Annotated in this window: 25 protein-coding genes, 1 tRNA gene and 1 riboswitch; of the genes, 11 read left to right on the top strand and 15 right to left on the bottom strand. The window is 69.8% G+C overall.

The genetic code is table 11. The features are described from left to right. Positions 1-6 precede the first annotated feature (6 nt). Positions 7-900, top strand: a complete 894-nt coding sequence (locus ACH34S_RS11380; RefSeq protein ID WP_395952489.1) for a mycoredoxin — start codon at positions 7-9, stop codon at positions 898-900. 320 nt (positions 901-1,220) lie between these two features. Here ACH34S_RS11380 and ACH34S_RS11375 read toward each other — a convergent pair whose 3' ends face one another. The 14 genes from ACH34S_RS11375 to ACH34S_RS11310 all read right to left on the bottom strand — a co-directional run bounded on the left by ACH34S_RS11375 (position 1,221) and on the right by ACH34S_RS11310 (position 10,946). Next, complete coding sequence (locus ACH34S_RS11375) at positions 1,221-2,747, bottom strand: hypothetical protein (RefSeq protein WP_395952488.1); 1,527 nt, start codon at positions 2,745-2,747, stop codon at positions 1,221-1,223. 1,006 nt (positions 2,748-3,753) lie between these two features. Continuing rightward, on the bottom strand, positions 3,754-4,137 hold the full coding sequence (locus ACH34S_RS11370; RefSeq protein WP_395952487.1) for a helix-turn-helix domain-containing protein: 384 nt from the start codon (positions 4,135-4,137) through the stop codon (positions 3,754-3,756). Further along, positions 4,137-5,306 carry a tyrosine-type recombinase/integrase gene (locus ACH34S_RS11365; protein ID WP_395952486.1) on the bottom strand — a complete coding sequence of 390 codons (1,170 nt, stop codon included), beginning with the start codon at positions 5,304-5,306 and terminating at the stop codon, positions 4,137-4,139. Before ACH34S_RS11365 ends, ACH34S_RS11370 begins: the two co-directional genes overlap by 1 nt. Positions 5,307-5,511: 205 nt before the next feature. Next, on the bottom strand, positions 5,512-6,171 hold the full coding sequence (locus ACH34S_RS11360; RefSeq protein ID WP_395952485.1) for a hypothetical protein: 660 nt from the start codon (positions 6,169-6,171) through the stop codon (positions 5,512-5,514). A 76-nt stretch (positions 6,172-6,247) separates the two neighbouring features. After that, complete coding sequence (locus ACH34S_RS11355; protein ID WP_395952484.1) at positions 6,248-6,802, bottom strand: hypothetical protein; 555 nt, start codon at positions 6,800-6,802, stop codon at positions 6,248-6,250. Positions 6,803-6,876: 74 nt separating this feature from the next. Next, positions 6,877-7,221, bottom strand: a complete 345-nt coding sequence (locus tag ACH34S_RS11350; RefSeq protein WP_395952483.1) for a DUF3846 domain-containing protein — start codon at positions 7,219-7,221, stop codon at positions 6,877-6,879. A 131-nt stretch (positions 7,222-7,352) separates the two neighbouring features. Then, a complete protein-coding gene (locus tag ACH34S_RS11345; RefSeq protein WP_395952482.1) occupies positions 7,353-7,607 on the bottom strand; it encodes a hypothetical protein in 255 nt (84 codons plus the stop codon). A 32-nt stretch (positions 7,608-7,639) separates the two neighbouring features. After that, positions 7,640-8,008, bottom strand: a complete 369-nt coding sequence (locus tag ACH34S_RS11340; RefSeq protein ID WP_395952481.1) for a hypothetical protein — start codon at positions 8,006-8,008, stop codon at positions 7,640-7,642. After that, positions 8,001-8,486: a hypothetical protein gene (locus ACH34S_RS11335; protein ID WP_395952480.1), complete on the bottom strand. Its 486-nt coding sequence runs from the start codon at positions 8,484-8,486 to the stop codon at positions 8,001-8,003. Before ACH34S_RS11335 ends, ACH34S_RS11340 begins: the two co-directional genes overlap by 8 nt. Then, entirely contained in the window at positions 8,483-9,628 is a 1,146-nt protein-coding gene (locus ACH34S_RS11330) for a hypothetical protein (RefSeq protein ID WP_395952479.1), read from the bottom strand. Before ACH34S_RS11330 ends, ACH34S_RS11335 begins: the two co-directional genes overlap by 4 nt. After that, entirely contained in the window at positions 9,625-9,912 is a 288-nt protein-coding gene (locus tag ACH34S_RS11325; protein WP_395952478.1) for a hypothetical protein, read from the bottom strand. Before ACH34S_RS11325 ends, ACH34S_RS11330 begins: the two co-directional genes overlap by 4 nt. After that, complete coding sequence (locus ACH34S_RS11320; RefSeq protein WP_395952477.1) at positions 9,909-10,370, bottom strand: hypothetical protein; 462 nt, start codon at positions 10,368-10,370, stop codon at positions 9,909-9,911. Before ACH34S_RS11320 ends, ACH34S_RS11325 begins: the two co-directional genes overlap by 4 nt. Then, positions 10,360-10,698 (bottom strand): helix-turn-helix transcriptional regulator, encoded by a 339-nt coding sequence (locus ACH34S_RS11315; protein ID WP_395952476.1) that lies wholly within the window; start codon positions 10,696-10,698, stop codon positions 10,360-10,362. Before ACH34S_RS11315 ends, ACH34S_RS11320 begins: the two co-directional genes overlap by 11 nt. Next, on the bottom strand, positions 10,695-10,946 hold the full coding sequence (locus ACH34S_RS11310; protein WP_395952475.1) for a helix-turn-helix transcriptional regulator: 252 nt from the start codon (positions 10,944-10,946) through the stop codon (positions 10,695-10,697). Before ACH34S_RS11310 ends, ACH34S_RS11315 begins: the two co-directional genes overlap by 4 nt. Positions 10,947-11,064: 118 nt before the next feature. Here ACH34S_RS11310 and ACH34S_RS11305 point away from each other — a divergent pair, with 118 nt between their 5' ends. Together ACH34S_RS11305 and ACH34S_RS11300 are read left to right on the top strand one after the other, a co-directional pair. Continuing rightward, complete coding sequence (locus tag ACH34S_RS11305; RefSeq protein WP_395952474.1) at positions 11,065-11,844, top strand: hypothetical protein; 780 nt, start codon at positions 11,065-11,067, stop codon at positions 11,842-11,844. Further along, entirely contained in the window at positions 11,845-13,032 is a 1,188-nt protein-coding gene (locus ACH34S_RS11300) for a tyrosine-type recombinase/integrase (RefSeq protein ID WP_395952473.1), read from the top strand. A 94-nt stretch (positions 13,033-13,126) separates the two neighbouring features. Here the strand turns inward: ACH34S_RS11300 and ACH34S_RS11295 are convergent. Continuing rightward, positions 13,127-13,200, bottom strand: a tRNA-Pro gene (locus tag ACH34S_RS11295). Between the two features lie 268 nt (positions 13,201-13,468). Between ACH34S_RS11295 and ACH34S_RS11290 the strand changes: the two genes are divergently transcribed. The 8 genes from ACH34S_RS11290 to ACH34S_RS11255 all read left to right on the top strand — a co-directional run bounded on the left by ACH34S_RS11290 (position 13,469) and on the right by ACH34S_RS11255 (position 24,726). Beyond that, positions 13,469-14,161 carry a hypothetical protein gene (locus tag ACH34S_RS11290; protein WP_395952472.1) on the top strand — a complete coding sequence of 231 codons (693 nt, stop codon included), beginning with the start codon at positions 13,469-13,471 and terminating at the stop codon, positions 14,159-14,161. 180 nt (positions 14,162-14,341) lie between these two features. Continuing rightward, complete coding sequence (locus ACH34S_RS11285) at positions 14,342-16,240, top strand: PP2C family protein-serine/threonine phosphatase (RefSeq protein WP_395952471.1); 1,899 nt, start codon at positions 14,342-14,344, stop codon at positions 16,238-16,240. Between the two features lie 444 nt (positions 16,241-16,684). Further along, a riboswitch (cyclic di-AMP (ydaO/yuaA leader) is annotated at positions 16,685-16,842 on the top strand. Positions 16,843-16,852: 10 nt separating this feature from the next. Beyond that, positions 16,853-17,614 (top strand): CHAP domain-containing protein, encoded by a 762-nt coding sequence (locus ACH34S_RS11280; RefSeq protein WP_395952470.1) that lies wholly within the window; start codon positions 16,853-16,855, stop codon positions 17,612-17,614. A gap of 284 nt (positions 17,615-17,898) precedes the next feature. After that, positions 17,899-20,814 (top strand): CDP-glycerol glycerophosphotransferase family protein, encoded by a 2,916-nt coding sequence (locus ACH34S_RS11275; RefSeq protein ID WP_395952469.1) that lies wholly within the window; start codon positions 17,899-17,901, stop codon positions 20,812-20,814. Further along, a complete protein-coding gene (locus ACH34S_RS11270) occupies positions 20,798-22,096 on the top strand; it encodes a glycosyltransferase (protein WP_395952468.1) in 1,299 nt (432 codons plus the stop codon). The genes ACH34S_RS11275 and ACH34S_RS11270 overlap by 17 nt, the downstream gene beginning before the upstream one ends. A 24-nt stretch (positions 22,097-22,120) precedes the next feature. Beyond that, a complete protein-coding gene (locus ACH34S_RS11265; RefSeq protein ID WP_395952467.1) occupies positions 22,121-23,320 on the top strand; it encodes an acyl-CoA dehydrogenase family protein in 1,200 nt (399 codons plus the stop codon). Beyond that, positions 23,317-24,096 (top strand): SDR family oxidoreductase, encoded by a 780-nt coding sequence (locus ACH34S_RS11260; protein ID WP_395952466.1) that lies wholly within the window; start codon positions 23,317-23,319, stop codon positions 24,094-24,096. Before ACH34S_RS11265 ends, ACH34S_RS11260 begins: the two co-directional genes overlap by 4 nt. Before the next feature lie 12 nt (positions 24,097-24,108). Next, positions 24,109-24,726, top strand: coding sequence for a TetR/AcrR family transcriptional regulator (locus tag ACH34S_RS11255; protein ID WP_395952465.1), 618 nt, complete (start codon positions 24,109-24,111; stop codon positions 24,724-24,726). The last annotated feature ends 19 nt before the right edge of the window (positions 24,727-24,745 follow it).

The following is a 24,745-nucleotide window of genomic DNA, read 5'->3' as shown; positions in this document are numbered from 1 at the left end:
CCCGCCATGAGCCCGACCCCCGTCACCGCCGACCACCTCACCGCCTACACCGGACTGCTCCACCTCGCCGTCCGGCTCCTCGCCCGCGAGATCGACCCGCCGCTCTACCGGCAGCTGACCACTGCCAACGCCCCCGCCACAGACGATCAGCGACCCTTGATCGACGCCCGCCTAACCGGGCGGCCTCAGCAGAAGGCCCTCGAAGACCTCGCGGTGGAGTACTGCCGCTTGTTCATCGGCCCGCAACCAGAGTGCCCGCCCTACGCCTCCGCCCACCGCGGCGAGGTCAAACTCGGCGGGCGCTCCGCCCACGACATCGACGACTTCATGGACCGCCACCGGCTACGTCCCGTCCTCAACGAACACGACGCGGTCCTCCAACACGACCACCTCGCCGTCGAACTGTCCCTGCTGGCCCACCTGTACGACACCGCGGCCAAGCCCGCCGACAGCCATCTCACCGCCGACACCGCCTGGGCAGCCGCACACACCCTCCTGCACAACCACATCTGGCCCTGGGCCGACGACTACCTTCGACGACTCCAGCACACCGCCGAACTCGCCCCCTACACCACCATCGCCCACCTGACCTGGCAAGTCCTCAACGAAGCCAGCACCTGGCCGGACACAACCGACACCGATCCCACCATCGACAACGCCGCTCTCACCCTCTACTCCGCCCCCTGGTGCGCATTCTGCAAGCGCCTCAAAAAGCACCTCGACCGCGAAAAAATCCCCTACACCGAGATCAACGTCGAACAAGACCCCACAGCGGCCGAGACAGTCAAAAAGATCAACAATGGCAACCAGATCATCCCCACGGTCGTCTTCGCCGACGGCACCACCATGACCAACCCCACCATCACCCAGGTCAAGCACCAACTCGACCCCGACACCTGAAGGCCCTCCGCCGCCGAACGGCGCGTCACCGGCCACCAACCAGAAGCCGACCACGGCGAAATGACTGCAGCCGGAACGAGATGAGCCCGCATGCATTCCTGAATTGCCTGGCCGTACTTCTAGACAGAAGGGTTCTGTGCAGAGGTGGCGGCCATGGGAGGGCGCCGCCGGTAGGGTGACCTGGCCCTTCTGCGACCGGGCGCCCGCTCCGCGAGGTCGCTGACCGCCGCTTCTTGCTGTCCGAGTCGGCCGCAGGAGAGGCACCGAGCGCGACCGCCACCGACCCGCCTTCAGGGCTTCTCACGCCGACCCGCGTGGGTCTACTCAGGGCCGGTGGTTGATTCGCTGCGGAGACGGCTGGCGACGTAGCTGGCGCGGTCCGCGCCGTTCTCCTTGTGCCAGGTGCTGGCCGTGCTGTCGGCGACTCCGAGGAGATCGGCGAGCATCTTCCAGTGGACGGCGCCAACGAGGGAGAGCCAAGCACCATTGCGGGCGGTTCGAGTGCTGGGGACGCCGAGTTTACGCAGGCGCGTTTGGAGCGTGGCGGCGGTGAGCGGCTGATCCGGTTGGAGGCCGGGGAACAGATACGGGGTTTGGCGGTGCCGGAGTGCCGCTGCGAGCGGGTGACGTTGTTGGATGAGCCGGTGGAGCAGGGCGGAGAGCCGTTCTCGGAGCCAGAGCGGATCTCGGCCGAGTTGGAGGCCGAGGATGCCCGGTTGCTCGGGGTGAGCCAAGACCTGGTCGGTAGTCAGGTTGACGAGGCGGAAACAAGATTGTCCGTATTGCAGGATCAGGCAGGCGGCGACACGGTCGGCGAGCGGGGCAGTCTCGTCGGTTTCCAGGGTGAGCGCGAGCTTGACACGGTCGGTGTCGCTCATGACCTCCCGGTCGCCGGTCTTGGCCGAGGTCGCTATGGCGACGTTGTCGGGGGCCAGGCCGTTGGAGGCGGCCCACAGCAGGAACGGCCGGGCGTAGAGCTGCCGGGTCTTGTTCTTGATCAACCATCGGTCGACCGCCGACTGGGTGAGGTCGGCCAGGTCGATCCGGCGGTCGTGCAGGTGAGTGAGGAGCAGCCGGGCGGCCAGGAGTTGGCGGCGGAGGTTTTCCCGCTGGCCTCGGGTGAGGCGGGTTTGGCGTTCGGCGCGGTGATGGGCCAGGGGCAGCACGTGCCAGCGGGCATAGCGGGCGAGAAGCGATCTGTCGCGTGGATCATCGGTGCCGGCGAGCACGTGGTCGATGTCGCGGTCGAGCTGGGCGAGTTGTTCCTCCCGGGGTTCCAGCAGCCCGGCCAGCACGAGCAGCCCCCGCAGGTGCCTGACCGCGGTGGTCTGCCGCAGGTCGTCAAGGGCTCGGTGGGTACAGGCCAGTTCGCTGGCGACGATGCGCCGGATCAGCTGGCCGCCGGGGCGGCGCAAGTAAAGGCAGAGCGAGTAAGGATTGTCGTAGTTCTCCAGCAATTCGGCCAAGGGCGCCAGCCACCCTGCCAGATGTCCGTCGGGTGCGGTGAAGGCGGCCAGGAGATCGGCGCGGGCGGTGCAGGACAGGCATTGCCCGCGCAGCAGGCGTCCCATCGCGCCACAGGTGGGGCAATGGTAGGAGAAGCTGACCCCGGCGCAGTGTGGGCAGATCGGCCCGGCCTCGTCCCTGCCGAAGACGGCGGCGAGCCGGCCGCACCGGTGGCAGAGGTCGTGGGTGAGGCGGACGGCGTCAACGCAGGACAGGCAGACGGGACCTTCGGGCCAGCGGCGTTCGGCGCGGGCGTGGCCGCCGCAGCGGGCGCAGGGGACGATCGCGGCGCTGTTGCAGGGAACGCAGCGCAGCCCGTCATCGAGGCCAGGGGTCGGCATCGCGGGACGCTCGCCGCAGTCCTGGCACACCGGTCCGGGCCGGACGAGTTCCCAGCACCCTGTGCACCATGGCCCGCGATCGTCGCGGGCGCAGACGATCTTGCGTCCGCCGCATCCGCAGCACGGTTCGGCCTGATCCGAACGCCGGCATGATTCACACCACGGGCGGCCATCGTCATCACGGTACGCGGCTGGCCGGGTCTTGCCGCAGGTGACGCAGGGGTGGCGTGGGCGTGAGCGCTTGGCGCAGGCGCGGCAGACACCGGTGCTCAAGATGCCGATCTTGCGGGTCTGACCGCACTGGGGACACAGCACGTGCGGTGCTCGGCGATTGTCGCAGCGTTCGCACACCGGGCCCTCATCGGTGTGCCGCAGGACGGGTCTTTCCTCGCCGCAGTCCACACAGGGGCGGACGGGCTGTTGATAGTGGCGCTGGTAACACATGCTGCAGATCGGCTGCTGGTTCCAGCGGACCTGGACTGGCGCGGTCCTGCCGCACAACGAGCAGGGCTCGGCGCGATACCAACGGCGGCAGCGTGTGCACCAGGGACCTTCCTCGGTGCGGGTGTAGGGGACGGTGACCTTCCCGCATCGGCAGCACGCTTCGCGTTCCAAGGTCTTGCGGTAGCAGGTGACGCAGATCTGGCCCTGCGCCGTCCTTCTCATCCCGGTCAAGGTCCGCCCGCAGGCGTCACACGGGCGAGGGGCACTGTGTTCACGCTGCCAGCAGCGTGAACAGACCACCTGACGGTCGCGGCGTTGGGCGATCCGCCGTCCCGTCTCGCCGCACCGTGAGCAGGGCTCGACGGTGCGCGCCGCCGTGCACTTGCTACACCAGGGTCCCTCGGCGGTGTGGGATTTCGGGACCATCAGGCGTCCGCAGCCGGTGCACTGCTCCTTGGCCAGGGTGTTCTGGTGACATCGGTGGCAGCGGCCAGCCTTTTCGATCCAGCGCGGCTGGTGGCAGTCGATGCATTTGTCGCGACGCCTGCCCACGGCCCGTTCCTCAGCTCTCGGCGTCGAAGAAGTCCGCGGACAGCAGCGGCATGTCCGGCACTACCGGCCTCGGCCCGGGCTTGGCCGGTCCGTCAGCCACATCGTCCGGCTGGATCTCTGCCACCAGGTCCTCGAAGCGGCAGTCGAGGATCTTGCACAGTGCCAGGATCAACTCCAGCGGCATCTTGGGCGGTCGTTCGGCTTTGACGAGCCGGTAGATGTAGCTGCGGTCGAACTCGAACCCGTACTCTCGCAGCGCGGGCACCAACTTTGTGGTGCTGTACCAGTTCCTGCGCACCGCCATCAGCTCACGCAACCGCCACTCGTAACGGGGCTGCCGCGCCGCCAAATCCTCGCCGCCGCGCTCCGCGCGACCACCGGGCGTCGCCGCCATCACGTCCTCCTCCACCGGCCGCGATGCCGGTCACTTGCCGCCGGATCGCTGAAGTCGTCGTTCATCTCGGCCTCCGCCTCGGCCAGCGCAAAGGCCCGCCGCAACACCGCCTCCTCGGCCGCGTCCAAATGCTCGCGCACCTTTAGGTTCTTGAAATCGCTGCTGACCGCGGTGTAGATCGCCGTCGTGGCCGCGTGCGAATGGCCGACCTGGTCAGTGACGAACTGGGCGTCGTAGCCCGACTCGATCAGACGAGTCACGTACGTGTGCCTCAGACAATGTGGGCACAGATGATCCGGCAGGTCAGCCAGGTCTCGCCAATGCTGGAACCGTTGATTGACGGCCCGTTCGGAGATCATCTCCCCGCGTTCGGTCGGGAACATGACGCCGTCGTCCTCCCGGTCCAGATAGAACAATGGGCGGATGCTCTCCATATAGACCTTGATCGTCTGGACGGCCCACGGCCAGACCGAGATCACCATCCTGCGCCGCGGAGGCTGACCCGCTGAGGGCTTGCCCCACCGCACCGCCAACGCCGCGAAGTCGCCGAACTCAGCAAGCTTGACCTGACGCCGCCAATCGTGGGTCTCCAACCGAGCACCCTCGCGGCGCCGCAGCCCCCACCCATAGAGCGCGGTCAGCAACGCCAGGTCCCGGGCAGCGGTCAAGGCACCCTTGTGGCCCGCCGCCCGCAACCGCTGAATCTCCGGCTCGATGCCCCCGAACAGCAGCTTGATCTCCGGACGGGTCAACGGCCGGTTCCCATTGGGGCGACCGATGTACTCCTGGGCGTGCCGAACCACGCTCAGATCCCGCACCACGAACGCATTGAACGTCCCAAACAACTCCCGGCACAACTCAGGCCACTCATACGCCGGATCGTTCAAGTAGGACAAATACGACCCGAGGTCAGCCTGATAACCACGCATCGTCGAGGTGGCCACCTGCTCCGCCAGCATCGCCGACCAACGATCGAACAACGCCCGATTCCACGACGGCTCCCACGGATACGCATCAGCAAACGCACGCACCTGCCGAGCGATCCGCACCCGCTGCCTGACGGTGTCCTTGGACAACCGCCGAGCCCGCTGATGATCGGAGAAACCCTCCAGCGTCCTCTCGAAGAGTGCCTCCGCCGGCCGCAGCAAGGCGACACCAGGCACCACCATCAAACTTGCGACCCCTGGAACCGTCGACGACTCACCCGTACCCCCGTCGGACAGTCGTCGTCCAGGCCCGCTCACTGTCACCCTCCGTAGCTAACAGTACCGCTCAGCGTCCACCGAGTGATGCACAGCATGCACCAGTGTTGCTGACGTTACACCACCTGAGGGAATCGCTCTGCTCAATGCATCACACGGAGCCAGAAATCTGCTACAACTCGTACAGACTGCGGAAGAGAAACACTGCTGACCGGGGCCTAGCGCATCCCGCCCCGATGTCGCCGATGCAACATTGCTTAAAGTGCTGGCTGCGAGGCGTGGACTCTTGGGCTCTGATCCCGAGAACCTCCACGATCCTCACCGGGCCCTCAACGCCCTCGGCCTGCCGGATCTCGTCCGCGAGCCGGGTTTTCAGCTTCCGGATCGGGCCGCGCTTCAGGTCCGACCGGCAGTAGGGCTGGTTGGGGAGCGGCCACATCTGCTGACGCCGCGAGCCGATGTACTCCAACAGGCCCTGCTGCCGGGTCCCGCCGGCGTCGTCGGGCACCTCGCGGTACACCACGTGGTGGCGGAGCCCGAAGCGTTTGGCCTGCGCGGCGGTCAGCTCGCGGGTTCCGGGCCATTCGTCAGCGTCGCCGAGGTCGGCGAACACCGTCTCGATCCGGTTCAGGGGGATCCCGGCGGCCTGGACAGCGCGGACGGTCGCGACCAGAGCAGCCGCACCGTCCTTTCCGCCGGACAGGCTGACCAGGAACCTGTGGGTGGCAGGCAGGTCGAGGCCGGGGTATTCGGGTGGCGTCGGGGGGAAGGAGAACATCGCGTTGCCGGTGGGGCGAGCGATGACCCGGCCCTGATGGTCGCGGTGGACCATGAGTCTCCTCGTGAGATGAGCCGGGCCCGGACACCTCGCGCGGGAATGGTGTCCAGGCCCGGGAAGCGGGGTGTGGTCAGGCGCGGCCGTCGATCGTGACGACGACCGATTCGTTGCCGGCCGTCAGCCCGAAAGAAATCCAGTCGTTGTCGGTGTTGAGGTGTTCGACCTTGATCCAGTAGGTGGCATCCCAGGTGCGAACTTCGCCGCCGAGACCCCCGTCGCCGGAGTAGGTGCCGTGCTCCCATGCCTTGGCGTAGTCGGCCAATGTGCCGGTGCGGAGCGTTCCGCTGTCCTGCCAGGTGTAGTGGCGGGGCTCGCCGTGCGGGCACGTCATGGTGTGGCCGGTGATCAGCACTCCGCCCACCTCGATACGGGCGTCCAACGAGCAGTGCGCCGGATCGCCGGGGTCGGTCAGCGATGCCAGTTCACTGGCGAGCGCGGCGGCGCTCCTCAGCGCGGCGGTCAGGTCCTTCGCTTCCTCGGCTGGGCCGGCCTTCATCACCATCGCGTTTGTCACGCGGATGAATGAGCTGAAGAGGCTGTCCGGACCATCCGAGGTCAACCGCGCAGAGAGCTGGTCGAGCAGGTAGGCGATGCGGTCCGCATTCTTGGGGTCGCTCGTGGGCAAGGGGTTCCTTCCTGATGTGCCCTGGCGGGTGGTGCCTGTCGTCGGCAGGCACCACCCGCCAGGTGATTGAAGGGCTAGGCGCGTGCGATCAGGTCCAGGAGCAGGGCCACCTGCTCCTTGCTAAGGTTCGCGACCCCGGTGGACACCTCGGGGCCGGTGATGATCGCGGTGCCGTGATAGGTCTGCGAGGTCAGCCCGAACCGCTGGGCGAGCAGCGTCGCCGGGCTGTTGGGCTCCTGGGTGTACAGGCCCTCCTCGTCGACCCACATGTCGAACTGCCCCGACAGGGTCACCAGCTGCACCGTGCCGCAGCCGCCGCCGATGGTCTGGTACATGGCATTGAGCCGTTCCTGGGTGGTCTGGGGAAGGTTCACCGTCTGGTGGTCACCGTCCGGCCGCAGGACCAGGGAGAGAGGCATAGGGATTCCTTGTGGGTGTTGGAGGGAGATCAACCACAACCAACAATAGTCAATCCAATAATCATGTCAAGCAAGGATGGCAAGAAAATTAGATTGCCTGTCCTAGGGGGTGGCCGGCACGAAAGGCGCCGTCAGAACAGGGGCTCCGTCTGGACCCCTGCGCCCAGCTCCACCTGGTCGAACTCCAACCCGCGCGGACGCGGACGCTCCACCCAGTCCTGTGCGCTCGCCCTCGTGTTCGCCTCGGCCTGACGCAGCCCAGTCCCGTGATTCATGCCGTCACAGACGCATTCGCACCGGTCCCGTGGCGTGCGCGCCCCGTAGCATTTGAGGTCGCACCGGTTCACGCACATCCGCCCGAGATACACCGCGATCAGCGTCGCCACACCATCACCGCCCTCCAGGCGTCTCAGCCTGCTCAGGCGCCTTCATGGCCGGGCAGGGAGAGGTAGTCGTCGGTGAGGCCGAACCAGTTCCGCAGGTGCTCGTCCGCGTCGACCGACCGGCGGCCGCCGTGGACTCGTTCGGCGAACCAGGACAGCGCGGTCGTGAACTCACGCTGGGAGTGCCCGCGGCGAGCCAGCGCGGCGGAGACGTCGCGGGCGAGGTCCTCGGCCCATTCGCGGCCGGCGCAGTGGGCGGCGTCGATGGCGTCGGTGTCCTCGAACATCTCACCGCAGCCGCAGACGGTGACGATCGCGCCGGTCTCCCGGTCCCTGGCCAGCCTCCACCTGTCCGGCGCGCCGCACACCTCGCATCGGAACGGGATCAGCTCCTGGTCACGCACCGGCGTGCTCCCGCAGCAAGGTTTCGAGCCGCTGGCAGAACCGACGCGTCAGCTCGATACCGGACGGATCCGAGACGTCCCGCAGCGACAGCAGGTTCGCCTCCCTGCGCAGCTCCCCGAGCAGCGCCCGCGCCCGGTCGGCAAGGCCGTCGACATCCTCGGCGGAAACACCGCCGCGGCGACTCCCGGCCGCGTCGGGCCCTTCTTGGGCGGGCGTCCCTTGGGGGAGAGCGTCGACCAGACGCGCGTGCTTGTCCGCCCACGCGACGGCGAGCCCGAACACGTCCGGGCCGAACACCACGGGAACACTGGTGGAGATGTCGCCGTACAGCGACCACTCGTCGTCGTGCGCGATGATGCCGAGGACGTCGCCGCGGGGCGACAGCACCTCGTATCGCGTCGCGGACTGCTGCCGCAGACGCACCCGCACCTGCCCGCGCTGATCGGTGATCGTGACGTGGAACGCCTCCCCGCTCATGCAGGTCCCTCCGCCCCGTCGCCGAGCGCGAGTGCCGGAGGGGAGCCGGTGGCCATCGCGTGCAGCGCCGCGCGGATGCCGGCGACTTCGGTGGCCCGGCCGCCCGGCGGCATCTGCTGATCGAGGCGGTGGTTGTGCCGGAACGTCCGGCCACCGTGGGCTAGCTGACCGATCCACTCGTCGTAGAACGGGCCTGCCTGGTCGTGCTCCGTGACCGCGAGCGCCAGGTCGACGCCCGCGTACTGGTTCACGCGCCGCAGGAGCCACTCGACGTCGCCGCGCCAGGTCACCAACCGGCGACCTTCCAGCGAGCGCAGCAGCTCTACGACCGGTGTGATCGGCGTGTACCGGGCCTCGGTCCTGGCGCGCATCTCCTCGGTCCACCAGTCGGGGATGGGGTCCCGCGGGTCACGCACCTCGGCCGCGACCAGGACGGCCCCGTCGAGCGTTTCCGCTCGGACCTCGAACGAGGAGTTGTGGGTGGCGCTCTTGAGCAGGATGACGTTCGGGAGGTAGCAGAGGACTCTGCGGGCCCACGCGGTCGCGGCGCGGCGGCCCTCGGCTCGCTGGGTGGTCCACCAGTCGCGGGCGGCGGGCTCGTGGCAGTCCTCGCAGTACCTGCGCCCGTCGACGCCCTTCGCGTATGGGGTCGCCTTCACCGAGCGGCATCGGGCGCAGGTTCGGGCCTGGTCCCAGGCGGCCTGCCGGGCGGGCGGCAGCGGCGGCAGCTTCGTCGTGTCGGCGACCGCGTACAGCGGCGCATACCCGCGGTACACCTTGTACGACGCGACCGGTTCCTGCCCTTCGGTGGGGCGTCGCCGGAGTCGCTTCTGCAGCATCGTCCGGGTCGCGAGCTGTGCCGCGGGGAGGTCGTCCCACCGGTAGATCGGGCGGCCAGCGTCGCAGTACTGGCGGCGCTGGTCCCTGCGGCGGTCGGCGGTGGGCCGTTCGGGGGCGGCGTGCCAGGCGCCGTTCAGGCGCAGGACGCGGCCTTTGTCGGTGTGGACGCGGTGCGGTTCCCCGGTACGGACAGGCGGGAGCAGCACGCCGGCGTGCCGGGCACGTCCGGTGGGGGAGGTGAGGAGGACGCGTTCCCCGATCTGCGCGCCGGGCACGGGGGGAGTGGTGTCGTTTGTGGTCATGTCCTGTCCTTGTACGGCGGGTGGACGCCCGCCTCTATCAGCACGTCAGCGCTCAGGTCGACGTGGCCGCAGGGGTTGGTCCAGACGTCGATTTCGTGGGTTCGGCCGTACGCGCCGCGCAGCTCCGGGGCGGGGATCCCGCGCGGGCCTTGGCAGATGGGGCAGCGGGTCTTGACAGTGACCGTGGTGACTTTCAGCGGTCGGGCGCGCAGGCCCGGCCCGTAGTCGGGGATTCGGACGGTCATTTCCTCGACGCGCCCCGCGGGCTTCTCGGCGGTGGTCACGTCTTCACCGGCCGGGTGGCGTGAACGCCGGCCTCGATGAGGCATTGCCCGTACATGTCGATGTGGCCGCACGGGTTGTCCCAGATGTGCACGTGGTAGTGCTCGCCGTCCTCGATGAGGCGGCCGTTGCGGGGCTCGCCGCGCGGCCTGCCGCATGCCGGGCAGGTCCACACGAGGGTGATCGCGCGGATGGTGATGCCCTCGTAGGACCTGGAGGTTCCGCGGTCACAGACGCGGACGGTGCGCCTGTCGGCGAGTGGAGTGTCGTCGTGGGTGTGGCCCGCCGTGATGTCGTCGGCGTCGATCTGGACCCATTCGCCGGCGGGGCGCAGCACCAGCCGCCCGGCGTGGTGGCCGTAGATCAGCGCTGCGGTGTGGGCGCCGTTGTGGCGGGTGGTGATGTCGGCGGTGGCGCCGACGAGTTGCTGGGCGGTGTCGGCGGCGCTGTCAGGAGGCATCGTCGCCTCCGACCACGCTCAGGGCCGGATGCGTGCCGTCGGGGCCGGAACCGTGCGTGCCGGTGATGCCGAGGACACGCATCAGGTCAGCGGTCACGACGCGGTTCTTCCCGCCGACTCTGATCACCTTGGCGGGGAAGTCGCCTTGCTTCACCAGCTGGTAGGCGTACGACCGAGAGATCCCGAAGGCCGTGCCTGCGGTGACTGGATCGACTGTCGCGGGCCACCTACGGATGTCCTCAGCGGTGGGCGCGACCTCGGACTGGGTGCCATCGGTGGGGGCGTCATCGGCCGAGGCGCTGGCCGTTGCGATCACTGCCTCACTCATCCGTCGTCCTTCGAGGGGGTTGGGGCGCCGTCTTCGAGGGCCTTCAGGACGGCGGCGTAGCGCAACGCAACGAGGCCCCGGGGGCGGCGAGCGCCCCTCTCCCACTGGGCGACGGTGGACTGCGCCACGCCGACCGCTTCGGCGACCTCGCCCTGTGTCACCCCTGCGTCGACGCGTGTCTTCCGAGCCTGTCCATCTGCCGCTGCGGCGCGGACTGCTTTGAGCTTCTTGAGATCCTTGATCTCCATAGCTTGACGCTACAACAGCATCGAGCCTTTGTAGCATCACTCTTGTAGCCCTCTAGGGGAGTGCCGAGACGCTACAAACCCTTGCCGTTCTTATCGCAGTGGTATTACGGTGGGCCGCGTGGTTGGCGACGTATCAGCACCTGAACCGCTGGATGCTTGGGAGCGGCTCGGGCAGAGGATCGGGTTCCAGGTCTCCTACGCCGTAGGGGACTCCAAGCACGCGACGATCACTGTCGAGGTGGAGAACACCTTCATCGACTCGCAGGTCGTGACCGTCGATGACCCGCTGCTCCCCTACACGATCAAGGCCCAGGTCATGCTTGGCCGGCTGGTCCAGTTCGAGCTGAGCTGCGTGGACCGCTTCATCCGGTCGGCGGTCGCTGGGGCGTCCGGGGCGCAGCAACCGGCCGGGCCGGTGGACGCCTACGAAGAGCAGATCCTCCAGAAGGACCTGCAACGTCCTTACGTCTCCCTGGTGAAGAACTGGGCGGCGTGTGGGCGGGAAGCGCAGGACATCGTGGTCGACTGCGCGGAAAAGCTGGGGCGGCGCCTGACGGAAGAGGAGATCACCGATCTCCCCGGCGAGCTCCGATACGAGGTCGATCGCCTCCACGCCAGCCAGGAAGACGCCTTGCACAAGACGCTGAAGGCCCTGGCGGGATTCCAGGCCGGTCAGCGCCGGCGGGCCCGCGAGGAAGGCGGCGCCACTCCGCTTGACCAGGTGGTTCGGGAGTACAAAGACGCGGTCGAGCGAGGGGTCCGTGCGCCTCGCGCGCTGGTCGCCGAGCGCCTCAGTTATCACCCTGCGCACGTCGGGCGCCTGCTGAGTCAGGCGAGAGAGCAGGGGCTATTGCCTCCTGCAAAACCGAGAGGTCGCCCAAAGAAGGGACAGGTGTAGATGGCAGATGACCTGATCAAGACGGTCGTTCTGAAGAGCGGCCGGAAGCGCTACAGGTTCACGATCGACATCGGCCCGGACCCGAAGACGGGGAAGCGCCGACAGAAGACGTACACCTTCGACCGGAAGAAGGACGCGGAGAAGGAGCGCGACAAGATCCGGCACCAGACCAACGAGGGCACCTACGTTGCGCCGTCCAAGGTCACAGTGAACCAGATCCTGGACTCCTACCTGAAGGTCAAGACCCGTGGGAAGCGCCGCAACACCAAACGGAACTACGAGCACGCGTTCCGCTGCGTTCGCGAGCGGCTCGGCGAGACCCCTGCGCAGAGGGTCACCGCGGAGGACGTCGATGACCTCGTGGAGTTCATGCTCACGTCCGGGCGTAAGCGCGGCGGGAAGCCTGGAACCGGGCTGTCCGGCCGGTCGGTGAACCTCACGCTCGGCCGCCTGCGTGCTGCGTTCGAGCTGGCTTTCAGGGAGGGCAAGCTCGCCCGGAACGTGGTCGACCTGGTCGACAACGTCAGCTACCAGCAGGCCGAGCGGGAGACGTGGACGAAGGCCGAGGTGCACACCTTCCTCAGCACGATCGAGGGCACCCGGCTTGAGGTCGCCTGGCGGCTGTCCTTGTACGGGCTGCGCCGCGGCGAGGTGCTCGGTCTGCGGTGGGAGGACGTCGACCTGAAGGCCCGCACGCTGAAGGTCGAGCAGACCCGCGTGGTGTGCGAGACCGACGTCATCATCGAGCCCCCGAAGTCGCGGAACGGAGAGCGGGAACTTCCGCTCGATGACATCCTCGCCGACGCGCTGGAGCGGCTCCGAAAGCTCCAGCTCGCCGAAAGCGAGGACGCCGGCGCGGCGTACCAGGACGGCCTCGCCGAGCTGGAGTGGTACGAGGGCGGGCAGTACCTGGTGACGGATGAACTGGGCATCCCGGTTCACCCGGAGTGGTACTCCGACGAGTTCGGCCGCGTCCTGCGCAAGGCCGGGCTGAAGCGCATCACCCTGCACGACTCGCGGCACACCACGTGCAGTCTCATGGAGAAGGCGGGCGTGCCCATCTCGGTGATCTCGAAGTGGGCGGGTCACTTCGACTCGGCGTTCACGCAGAAGACCTACGTGCACGCGACGACCGAGGATCTCCAGACGGGCGCCGAGGCGCTCGGCAAGCTGTACAAGATCAGCTAGGCATGTGAGAAATTGTGAGACGACAGGCCCTAGACGATCAACAGGGCCCCCGTCTCACGAGTGAGAACTAGGGCCCTGACCTGCGTCGCAGCTGTCGGGACGGCGGGATTTGAACCCACGACCCCTTGACCCCCAGTCAAGTGCGCTGCCAAACTGCGCTACGTCCCGGTGCCCGTTGGAGCGGGCTTGATTACTGTAGCGCAGTCCGCGGGGTCTTGCGTAACGAGATACGGGGTCGTGGGGCCTCTGGTGGGCGGGCCGGATGGTGTCTTGGCGGGCGGGGCTGGCTGGGCTGGTGTGCTTGGCGCTGGTGTGCGGGTGCGGGGCCCCAAACGGGGGTGAGAGGCGGGCGGTTACTCAGCGTCCTGAGGGGCGGACTTCGCCGGCGGTTTCGCGGGCTCCTGTGCGGGTGCCGGACGGGGTTCGGGTGTCCTATGTGGTGTTCGATCGTGCGGCCGGGCGGGTGGTCGCGGAGCGGCAGGCGCGGCGGGTGTTCCGGTCGGCTTCGGTGGTGAAGATTCTTCTGGCGCTGGATTACCTGCAAGGGCGCGAGGTGTCGGCGGGGGATCGGAAACTTCTGGGGGTGATGTTGCGGTCTAGTGATGACAGGGCCGCGACGGAGTTGTGGCGGCGGGGTGGGCAGCGGCGGGTCATCGAGCGGATGGTGCGGCGGGTGGGGTTGCGGGAGACGGCGCCGCCGCCTGCGGACAAGCCCGGGTTCTGGGGGTACACGGCGATCAGTGCCGGTGATGTGGTGCGGACGTATCGGTATCTGCTGGATGAGGCTCCGGTGGGGCAGCGGGAGTTCGTGCTGGAGCAGTTGAGGAAGTCGACGCCTTGTGGGATGGACGGGTTCGACCAGACGTTCGGGATTCCGCGGGCGGTGCCCAGGCCGTGGGCCGTGAAGCAGGGGTGGTCGGGGTTCGGGGACACGCCGGCGGAGCCGTGCAGGGGTGGGCAGGTGCGGCAGGTGGCGGCGCGGCCGGATCTCGGGATCGGGCGGCCGGTGCTGCACACCACCGGGGTGGTGGGGGAGAAGATCGTGGTGGTGCTGACGTTGCATCCGGCCGGGACGTCGTTCCGGGCGGCGGCCGGGCGGGTCACGGAGATTGCCGGGCAACTGCTGTGACCTGAGTCACAAGATGGGGAACGGTTGTCTCCTGGGACGGTCACCCGCACCGGTCAAGTTCGGGTGTGGAGGGAAAAATCGGGCAAAGACCCGGGTGATTTGTACTGTTCTAGGCGGATTGTTGGTCACTGACGTATGTAGCTTTTTTCTCCCAGGCACCATGCCGAACGGGGGACAGGGTTGGCGGATGCGGAGGGCACCTGGGCACAGCCCGGGGTGCACGTTGCGGATCTTGACGACCTGCGGGACGCCGCGCACGACCGGGCGGTGCTGGCCGAGGCGCGGGTCGTGCTCGCGCGGCGGCTCGGGGTGCCGCCGGGCGAGGCTCTGCAGCATCTGATCTGGCTCGCGCGCGACCTGGACATCGAGCTCAGCGAGGCGGCCTCGCTGCTGGTCAAGGACGAGGGCGGCGGGCCGGTCGGGGCCGTGGCCGCGGGTCGCAGGGCGCCCCGGACGGAGGGCGACAGGGCAGAACGCCAGGCCGTGCTGTCGAAGGCAGAGGACGTCCTGCGGCGGGTGACGGCCGAAGACACCGCCGGGGACTCGGAGATCCTCGCCCAGGTGCCGGACGACCCGGCGGCCAAGGCCGTGCTCGACGGGGCGCTCGACGCGTCCGCCCACATGGTGCCGGTCCGGGGGGCGGACGGTCATGTGGCCGACTTCCTGTTCGCCGATCTCAACGGGCTCGTGCGGGACCTGTTCGGGCGGGGCCGCGACGAGCTCGCCGGGCGGCGGCTGCTGCAGACCGATCCCGGCGCGGTGCTGAGCGGGCTGTTCGACGACTACGTGGAGGTGCTGGAGAGCGGGGAGCCTATGGAGCGTTCCCTGAGCCAGTACACGACCGCGCAGCGCGGGCTCTCCAGGTCGTCCCGGATGAGCGTGCGCTGCGTCGCCGTGCCGACCGGCGTGTGCGTGACCTGGCGCTACCACGAGCACGAGGACCGGGTCAGGCGGCGGCTGGAGCGGGTCGAGCGGCTGGCGCTGATCGGGTTCGGAGAGTGGGACCTGGCCACGGGCGAGGCGGCCTGGACGCCGCAGATGCTGGCCAACTACGGGCTCGACCCGGACGAGGTGCCGCCGATGCCGCACGACCTGCCGAAGGTGGTGGCCGACGACGACCTCCCGCTCGTCGAGGAGGCCGTGCAGACGATGTTCTCGCGCCGGGAGCCGGTGGAGGCGGAGCACCGCGTGACGGGCCGGGACGGGGCGCCGCGGCACCTATGGGTGTTCGCCGAGCCGGTGCTGGCCGAGTCGGGGCTGCCGGTGTCGATCAACATCGTCTCGCAGGACATCACCCGGCGGCGCGGGGTGGAGCGGGCGCTGGCGGAGACCCGGCGGCAGATGCTGAAGCAGCAGGAGCGGATGGCGCAGGAGCGGCGGGTCGCGGTGACGCTGCGCCGCGCGATCCTGCCGGACGAGGACGAGGTGGAGCAGCTGCCGGGCCTGCGCATCGCGATCCGCGCGCTGGCGGCGGAGAGCACCGCCCGCATCGGCGGCGACTGGTTCGCGACCCGGGTGTTCCCGGAGGGCCGGTCGCTGTTCGCGATCGGCGACGCGGCCGGGCACGGCCTGCCCGCGGCGGCGTCGATGGCGCGCACCCGGAACGGACTGCTGGGCCTGACCTGCACCAAGGAGCCGCCAGGACGGCTGGTGGGCTGGCTGAACGAGCTGGTCAGCAGCATGGACCCGCCGGCGACGGGCACCGCCGTCATCGCCCAGTTCGATCCGTACGGGCGCGTCCTGGAGTGGACGTGCGCGGGGCATCCGCCGCCGATCCTGATCCGGGACGGGCGCGCGGTGCCGATGGAGGTCGTCCGCGATCCGATGCTCGGCGCGGTGCCCGACTGGGACTACATGACGATCACGACCCGGCTCAGCCCCGGCGACATGCTCTTCCTCTACACCGACGGCCTCGTGGAGCGCAGGGACGCCGACCTGGACGAGCGCATCGACCGCCTCACCGGCATCCTGCGGGACTGCGCGACGCAGCCCGAGCGGATGCTGGACGACGTCCTCGCGCGCATGGAGCACGACAGGGCGGCCGACGACACCACGATGTTCGCCCTGCACGTGGAGTGACCGGCACCACCGCTGACCTGCGATCATCGCCCTGTGTGATGTGCGCCTCACCCGGATGGGCCGGAGGGCCCTGACGGGGCGGGGCGGGCCGCCGCCGGGCGCGTGAAATGGATCTTCTTTACCATTTGATCGGCGACCGGTAAGCCCAGGTGGCAAAGGGCTGAGAGGCAGTTCCATAAAGATCGGGAACACGCCCGGCCCTGGTGGTGTTGATGCTTCCTTGAGAGGGCTTTGAACCGGCCGGACCGAGTTTTGTGCCTGGTTTGCTTTCCTTGACAAGGTTGGTACCTTCTTACCGAATCACGCAACGCACTCCATGCGTTGCCACCGGCCGTGCCAAGCGCGGCCGAGGATCGCGGAGCGGATGCCGCACGCGATGCGCGCCCGTCGAGGCGTGCGCTCAGATCAAGATCAGTCACTGAGATCTATCCGTATGCGCCGCGATGCGGTGCGAGGCCGAGTCCGTCCTGGTCCACCCGACCGGACGGAGCCGGGGACCCAAGGTTCCAGGGGTGAATCGGCGCGTCCTAGAGCCGCGCCGTAGGGCTGCTTCCATGCCCGAATCCGTCAGCTAACCCGGTAGGCGTCATGGGAGACAAGGAGATTCCCCGCATGACCGGTCGTTTCGATCGACTTTCCCTGAAGACCCTTACGTCCGAGGACAAGGCCGTCGGCGTCGCCGTGGGCGCCGTCCTCGCGGGAGCCGTCGGGCTCGCGGTCGTCAACCCGCTCACCGGCGGCGCCGTGGCCGAGGCCCCGGCCCAGGCGGCCGCGGCCGCCGAGAAGGCCGGCGTGCCGGTCAGCGCCCCCAAGGCGAAGAACGCCGGGACGCTCTCGGCCAACGAGGCCCGCGCGCAGGGCTACAAGGTCCCGCCGCGCGCGGTCAAGCCCGACGAGGTGATCAAGCTCGCGCAGAAGCAGGTCGGCATCTCCGAGGGCAAGGGCGGCATGACCAAGTTCCACAAGTGGTACGTGTCGACCCCGCACGCCGCCGCGACCGCCGAGCGCGACGGAGGCTTCTCCGTCAAGGACTACAACGGCGCGCAGTGGTGCAACATGTTCGTCTCCTGGCTCGGCGCCCAGACCGGCGTGAAGAACATGGGCTGGGACGCCTACACCGTCCAGCACGCCAAGTGGTTCAAGAAGACCGACCGCTGGGGCAAGTCCGCCAAGCCCGGCGCCGTGGTGTTCTTCGACTGGGACAAGGGCTCGCGCGGCAAGATCGGCGACATCGACCACGTCGGCCTCGTCGTGAAGGACAACGGGAACGGCACCGTCAACACGATCGAGGGCAACACCGAGAACGCGGTGAACAAGAAGACCCGCGACAAGTCCGAGATCGTCGGCTACGGCTACCCCGACTACGCGTCCTGACCCTCCTGACGCGGTACCGGGCGTCTGCCATTGCGGCGCCGTCCGAATCATTTGATCGGGGTCGCGTGAACCGCGTGATCTGAAAGACGTCATCCGAAGGCGTCCGGTTTCGGCCGGGCGCCTTCCGACGTTCCAGGGACGCTCTCCCATGCCGCCGCCGAAGATGGGTAAAGCCAAGCGTTGACAGGCTTTGATCGTTCTTGGACCTCATCACGGCGTTCCGGGAAAGGAACCCGTGCACGCGTCCGGTAAGGGGCCCGGGACGCGCGGGGGAGGGGGGACCCATGCGGGTGCGCCCGGACGTCACCGTCGTCGTGATCGCCTACAACGACGTGCGGCGGCTGCCGCGGGCGGTCGCCTCCACGCTGGCGCAGTCGCTGGGCGGCGTCGAGACGGTGATCGTCGACGACGCGAGCACCGACGGGACGGGCGAGGCCGCCGACCGGCTGGCCGCCGCGCATCCGGGCCGGGTCCGCGCCGTCCACCTGGCGTCCAACTCCGGCGGCTGCGGGCGGCCCCGCAACGCCGGGATCGAGGCGGCGGCCGGACGGTACGTGATGTTCCTCGACAGCGACGACCTGCTGGACAGGCACGCCTGCCTCAACCTGTTCGCCGCCGCCGAGGACGCGGGCGCCGACCTCGCCTCCGGGCTGTGCGACCGGATCTTCCTGGACGTGCCGCCGGGCGCGAAGGGACGCATCCGCCCCTGGTTTCCGTGGCTCTACCGGCGAAGGGCCGTCTACGGGCCACTGCGGGAGCACCCCGATCTCCTCTACGACACGCTGTCGACCAACAAGGCGTACCGGCGCGATTTCCTGGACGAGCACGGCCTGCGCTTCGTCGAGCAGCTCCACTACGAAGATCTTCTGTTCACCGCTGAGGCGTACCTGGCGGCCGGACGGACGGCGCTGATCCCGCACCGCGTCTACAACTGGCTGGTGCGGGAGCGCACGCCGGCGCCGTCGATCTCCAACCGGCGCGCCGACCTGGCCAACTTCGCCGACCGGCTGGAGATCCACCGCCGTATCGACATGCTGTTCGCGCTGCGCGGCGCCTACGACCTGCGCCTCGCCAAGGACGTCAAGTTCGTCAACCATGATCTTGGCCTCTACCTGCGCGAACTGCGTGACCGGGATCCGGGCTATAGGTCGCGTTTCCTCGACCTGGCGGCGGGCTACCTGGCCGAGCTCGATCCCCGGGTGTTCGAGGAGGCCCAACCGCTGCCCGCGATAGCCGCGTACCTGATCCGGGAGGGCGATCACGCGGCCGCGCTCGCCGCCGCCGAGCACGGCGGCGCCGTCAAGCGGCCCGAGCTGCGCGCGCAGCTCGTGGAGCGGGACGGGCGGGTGTTCTGGGGCACGAGCCGCCCGCGCGGGACGCTCGGGCGCCGCATCCTCGACGTCACCGACTTCGGCTTCCACCTGCGGCCGCTCAAGGACCTTCGCCCGGCGAACACGGTGACGCGGCTGGAGGTGCGGGGCGGGCGCGTCCGGATGGCCGGGCACGTGCTGAACCCGCTGGGCCGGATCCGTCCGGACGCGAAGCTGTCGGCCATTCTTGAGTTCGGCGACCGGCGGCGCCGGGCCCGGAAGGGGCGGGTCCGCGCGGCCGTTTGGCACGAGGGGGACCGGCTCGCCTGGCGGGCCGAGTTCGATCCGCGGCGGCGCATCCGGCCGGTCGGGTTCCTCGATCCGGTCTGGGACGTGCGCCTCCGCGTCCGGGTGGACGGCGAGGACGTGGTCACCCGGCCCGGCGAGGGCCCCGGCTCGCCGCCGCTGGGCGGTGTCGAGCTGCCCGTCCGGCCCCGGCTGACGCGGCTCGCCGCCGACCGGCTCCGCTCCTACGTCACCGCAGGCGGGCATCTGGCGTTCTTCCTGGAGACGGGCTCGCCGTGGGCGCGGCTCGCGGGGGCCACGGCGCGGCGCGCCGCCACGTCCCCGGCCGGGCGGCTGGCGTGGCGGGCCCTGGGGCTGCGGGCCCGGCGGACGGAGAAGGCCGTCCGCCGCACGCTGACGTCCCGCAAGACCAAGATCGCCGTGTTCAACCGCGTGCTCAGCCGGCTGCCCGTCCGGCACGGCCTGGCGGTCTTCGAGAGCCATATGGGCAGGCATTACTCGGACAACCCCAAGTACATCTACCGGGAGCTGCGCAGATCGGGGCGGCCGGTGGACGCCGTGTGGTCGTACGCGTCGTCCCCGAAGGGCTTCCCGCGAGACGCGAGGCTCGTGCGGCGCGGGTCGTGGGCCTACTTCCTCGCGCTCGCGCGAGCCCGGTACTGGATCGACAACCAGGGTTTTCCGGATGGTCTCCGCAAGCGCCCCGAGACCACCTACATCCAGACCTGGCACGGATCGGCGTTCAAGCTGATGGGCCAGGACCAGCCGCGCGTCAAGAGCGGCCCGGCCGCCGAACGGGCCCGGCTGCGGCGGATGGCGGAGCGGTTCGACTGCTTCCTCGTCCGGTCCGGGCACGACGTGGAGACGCTGTGCGCGGGGCTCGGCGTCCGGACCGGGCTGCTCCCGGCCGGGTATCCGCGCAACGACCCGCTGGTGAACGGCGTGGACGGCGATCCAGAGCTGGCCGCCGAGGTCGACGGGCTCCGCCGCTCGCTCGGCCTGGACGCGGGCGACGGGCGCCGCGCCGTCCTGTACGCGCCGACGTTCGCCACCGGGCCGAAGGGCCGCCCGGCCCGGCCGCTGGAGCCGCCCATCGACCCCGGCGTGTTCGCGCGGGAGCTGGGGGAGGAGTTCGTGCTGCTCGTCCGGCCGCACTACCTGTGCCGCGCGAACCTCCCGCCGGGCGCGCACGCGGTCATGCGGGACGTCGGCGACGTGCCCGACGTCGTCCCGCTGCTGCTCCTCGCGGACGCGCTGATCACCGACCACTCCTCGATCATGTTCGACTTCGCGCTGCTCGACCGGCCGATCGTCCTGCACCTCCCGGAGGGCCGGGACCGCGCCGCCGGCTACTTCGACCTCGAACGGCACGCCCCCGGCCCGATCACCCGCACCGAGGACGAGCTCGTCGCCGCGCTCGCCGCCCTCGACGGCGCCGACGCCGCGCACGCCCCCCGCCGCCGCGCGTTCGCCGAGCGGTTCGGCGAGCACGACCGCGGCACCGCGGCCCGCACGGTGGCGGACCGCTGTTTCCCGGCCGCCCGGCCGCGCCAGAGGGGGGATGACCATGGCCGCACCGCGTGACGTCTTCATCGTGTGCAACGACGCCGACGACATGGGCGGGCTGCAACGCTGGGCGCATCACATGGCGCGGCTGCTCGCGGGGCGCGGCGACCGCGTCACGCTCGTCGGGATCACCCGCGGGACGCGGCCCTACCACCACGGCCGGGACGGCTCCTACGCCGTCGAGGTGCTGCACCGGGAATGGCGCCCGCCCGCGATGGCCCGGCGCCCGGCGACGCTCCGCCAGCGCCTGGACGTGCCGGCGCGCGCCCGCGACCTGTGGCGGCGGTCCGTCCAGCGGCGCGGCGCCGCCCGCCTGTCGGAGCTGTTCGCGGGCGCCCGCCCCGGCTCGGTCGTGATCGCGGCGCAGGTCTGGGCGATGGAGTGGGTCCGGCTGGCCGACACCTCCGGGCTGCGGGTCGTGGGCATGAGCCACGAGTCGTACGCGGCGACCCGCGCGTCGTCGCGGTACCGCCGGGTCAGGGAGCACTACGCGGACGCCGACCGGATGCTCGTGCTCACCGCCGAGGACGCCGACGCCTGGGCCCGCGACGGCATGACCAACGTCGACTACATCCCCAACGCCCTGCACGTCGCGCCGGACGTGCATCCCACGCTCGCTCTCCCCGTCGTGGCCTGCGTCGGCCGCCTCTCCTACGAGAAGGGCGTGGACCTGCTGCTGGAGGCATGGGAACGGGTCTCCGCGCGCCATCCGGGCTGGCGGCTGCACATCTACGGCAGCGGGCCGGAAGGCGAGCGGCTGAAGGTACAGGCGGCCACGGCCGGGCTGCTGGGCGGGCCCGGGCTGCGCGGGTCGGTGGAGTTCAGGGGTGTGGTCGCGGACGTGGAGGAGGCGCTCCTCGAGGCGTCGGTCCTCGCGCTGCCGTCGCGGGCCGAGGGATTCCCGATGTCGGTGCTGGAGGCGATGGCGTACGGGCTCCCGACGGTCGCGTTCGACTGCGCGCCGGGCGTCCGGGCGCTGCTGGACGAGCGCACCGGGGCCCTGGTGGAGCCGGGCGACACCGCCGCGTTCGCCCGCGAGCTGGAACGCCTCATCGAGGACCGGGACCTGCGCCGGGCCCTCGGCGCCCAGGCCCGCGCCTCGGTGCTGCGGTTCCACCCGGACACGGTCCTCGAACGCTGGGACCGCCTGTTCGACCTCCTGTACCGCGATCTGCCGTCCGGCGACGTGACGGACGAGCCCGCGGAGCCCGCCGAGCGCGTGGAGCCCGCCGAGCGCGTGGAGCCCGCCGAGCGCGCTGCGCCTGCGAAGGAGCCCGCCGTGGAGGCCGATTCTTTCTAACAAGTGTTTGGTAGAGTTCGCGGCGTGAAGGAGAACGAGTCCCCGGCGGACCGGGCGTTCCGCGCCGAGGTTCGCGACTGGCTCCACGCGAACCTGGCGGGCGAGTTCGCGCACGCCCGCGGGCTCGGCGGGCCGGGACGCGAGCACGAGGCGTTCGAGGAGCGGCTCGCCTGGGAGCGGCACATGGCCGCCGCCGGCTGGACGTGCGTGGGCTGGCCCGAGGAGCACGGCGGGCGCGGCGCCACCGTCCGGCAGCAGGTGATCTTCAACGAGGAGTACGCGCTCGCCGGCGCCCCCGCCAGGGTCGGCCACATCGGCGAGAACCTCCTCGGCCCGACGATCATCGCGTTCGGCACCGGCGAGCAGCGCGCCCGGTTCCTGCCGCCGATCGTCGCCGTCGAGGAACTGTGGTGCCAGGGCTACTCCGAACCGGACGCGGGCTCCGACCTCGCCAACGTCCAGACCCGCGCCGCACTCGACGGCGACCAGTGGGTGATCAACGGCCAGAAGGTCTGGACGTCCCTCGCCCTCGAATCGGACTGGTGCTTCGCCGTCTGCCGCACCGAGCCGGGCTCGTCCCGCCACCACGGGCTGTCGTACCTGCTCGTCCCGATGCGGCAGGACGGCGTGGACATCCGGCCGATCGTCCAGCTCACCGGCACCTCCGAGTTCAACGAGGTGTTCTTCGACGGCGCCCGCACGGACGCGGCCAACATCGTCGGCGCGCCCGGCGCGGGCTGGAAGATCGCGATGGCCACCCTCGGGTTCGAGCGGGGCGTCGCGACGCTCGGCCAGCAGGTCGGCTTCCGGCGCGAGTTCGAGGGCGTCGCCGACCTGGCCCGGCGCACCGGCGCGATCGACGATCCGCTGCTGCGCGACCGGCTGACCAGGGCGTACATGGGGCTGGAGATCATGCGGCTGAACGCGGTGCGCACCATGGCCGGGGTCGCCGCCGGGGCGCCCGGGCCCGAGTCGTCGATCTCCAAGCTCGTCTGGGGCACCTGGCACCGCGAGCTGGGCGAGCTCGCCATGGACATCCTGGGCGCAGCGGGCCTCGTCGCGGACGGCGAACCCTACGACCTGAACGACTGGCAGCGGCTGTTCCTGTTCTCCCGCGCCGACACGATCTACGCCGGGTCGAACGAGATCCAGCGCAACATCATCGCCGAGCGCGTGCTCGGCCTGCCCCGCGAACCGGCCGCAAGCAGGGAGGCACGCGGATGACCCCGCCCCCTTACGTCCCCGGGCACGACCTGCTCAAGGACCGTGCCGTCGTGATCACCGCGGCGGCCGGGGCCGGGATCGGCGGCGCGACCGCCCGCCGCTGCCTGGAGGAGGGCGCCCGCGTCCTGATCTCCGACGCGCACGAGCGGCGGCTCGCCGCGTCGGCCGCGGAACTGGAGAAGGAGTTCGGTGCGGAGCGGGTCGCCTCGCTGCCCTGCGACGTCACGTCCGAGGAGCAGGTCCAAGCCCTCTACGACCGCGCCGTCGAGCGCTTCGGACGCGTCGACGTCGCCGTCAACAACGCGGGCCTCGGCGGCACGGCCGACCTGGTCGACATGACCGACGGCCAGTGGGGACGCGTCCTGGACATCACCCTCACCGGCACCATGCGCTGCACCCGCGCCGCGCTCCGCGTCATGCGCGGCCAGGGCTCCGGCGTGATCGTCAACAACGCGTCGGTGATCGGCTGGCGGGCCCAGAAGGGGCAGTCGCACTACGCCGCCGCCAAGGCCGGGGTGATGGCCCTGACCCGCTGCGCCGCGCTGGAGGCCGCCGCGTACGGCGTCCGGATCAACGCCGTGTCGCCGTCCCTCGCCATGCACCCGCATCTCGTCAAGGTGACCTCCGAAGATCTCCTGGACGAGCTGACACGCCGCGAGGCGTTCGGCCGGTATGCGGAACCATGGGAGGTGGCCAACGTCATCGTCTTCCTGGCCGGCGACTACTCCTCGTACATGACGGGCGAGGTCGTCTCCGTCTCCTCCCAGCACCCATAGGAAACCCAACTGATGAGTCCACGACGGCGCGACACCGAGGGCACCGCCGCCGCCCGCGCGGGACGGCGGGCGGAACTGCTCGCCACGGCCGCCGAGGTGTTCGCCTCCCAGGGCTACTCCGCGACCACCGTCCGGAAGGTCGCCGACGCCGCCGGGATCCTCGGCGGCAGCCTCTACTACCACTTCGACTCCAAGGAGGCGATGGCCGACGAGATCCTGTCGACCTTCCTGGACGAGATGTGGGCCGGCTACGACCGCGTCCTCGCGTCGGGGCTCAACGCCCGCGACACGCTCGAGCAGATCGTCGTCGAGTCGTTCCGGACGATCGACCGGCACCGTCCGGCCGTCGTCCTCTACCAGAACGAGTCCAAGCACCTCGCGACCAGCGAGCGGTTCCGCTACCTGAACGACTCCCGGCGCCGGTTCGAGGAGATGTGGCTCACCCTGCTGCGCCGGGGCGTCGAGGAGGGCGCGTTCCGCGCCGACCTCGACCCCGACCTTGTCTACCGGTACATCCGCGACACCGTCTGGGTCGCGGCGAACTGGTACAAGCCCGGCGGGCGGCTGTCCGCCGACGACATCGCCAAGCAGTACCTCGCCATGTTCCTCGAAGGCATCCAGGCGAGCTAGCCCCCGAACGAAGGAGACA

It is taken from the genome of Actinomadura sp. 3N508, from assembly GCF_044326375.1.
In the GTDB taxonomy this organism is placed as follows: Bacteria; Actinomycetota; Actinomycetes; order Streptosporangiales; family Streptosporangiaceae; genus Spirillospora.
The sequence above is the reverse complement of the archived record's forward strand: the minus strand, read 5'-3'. Positions and strand labels throughout refer to the sequence as shown.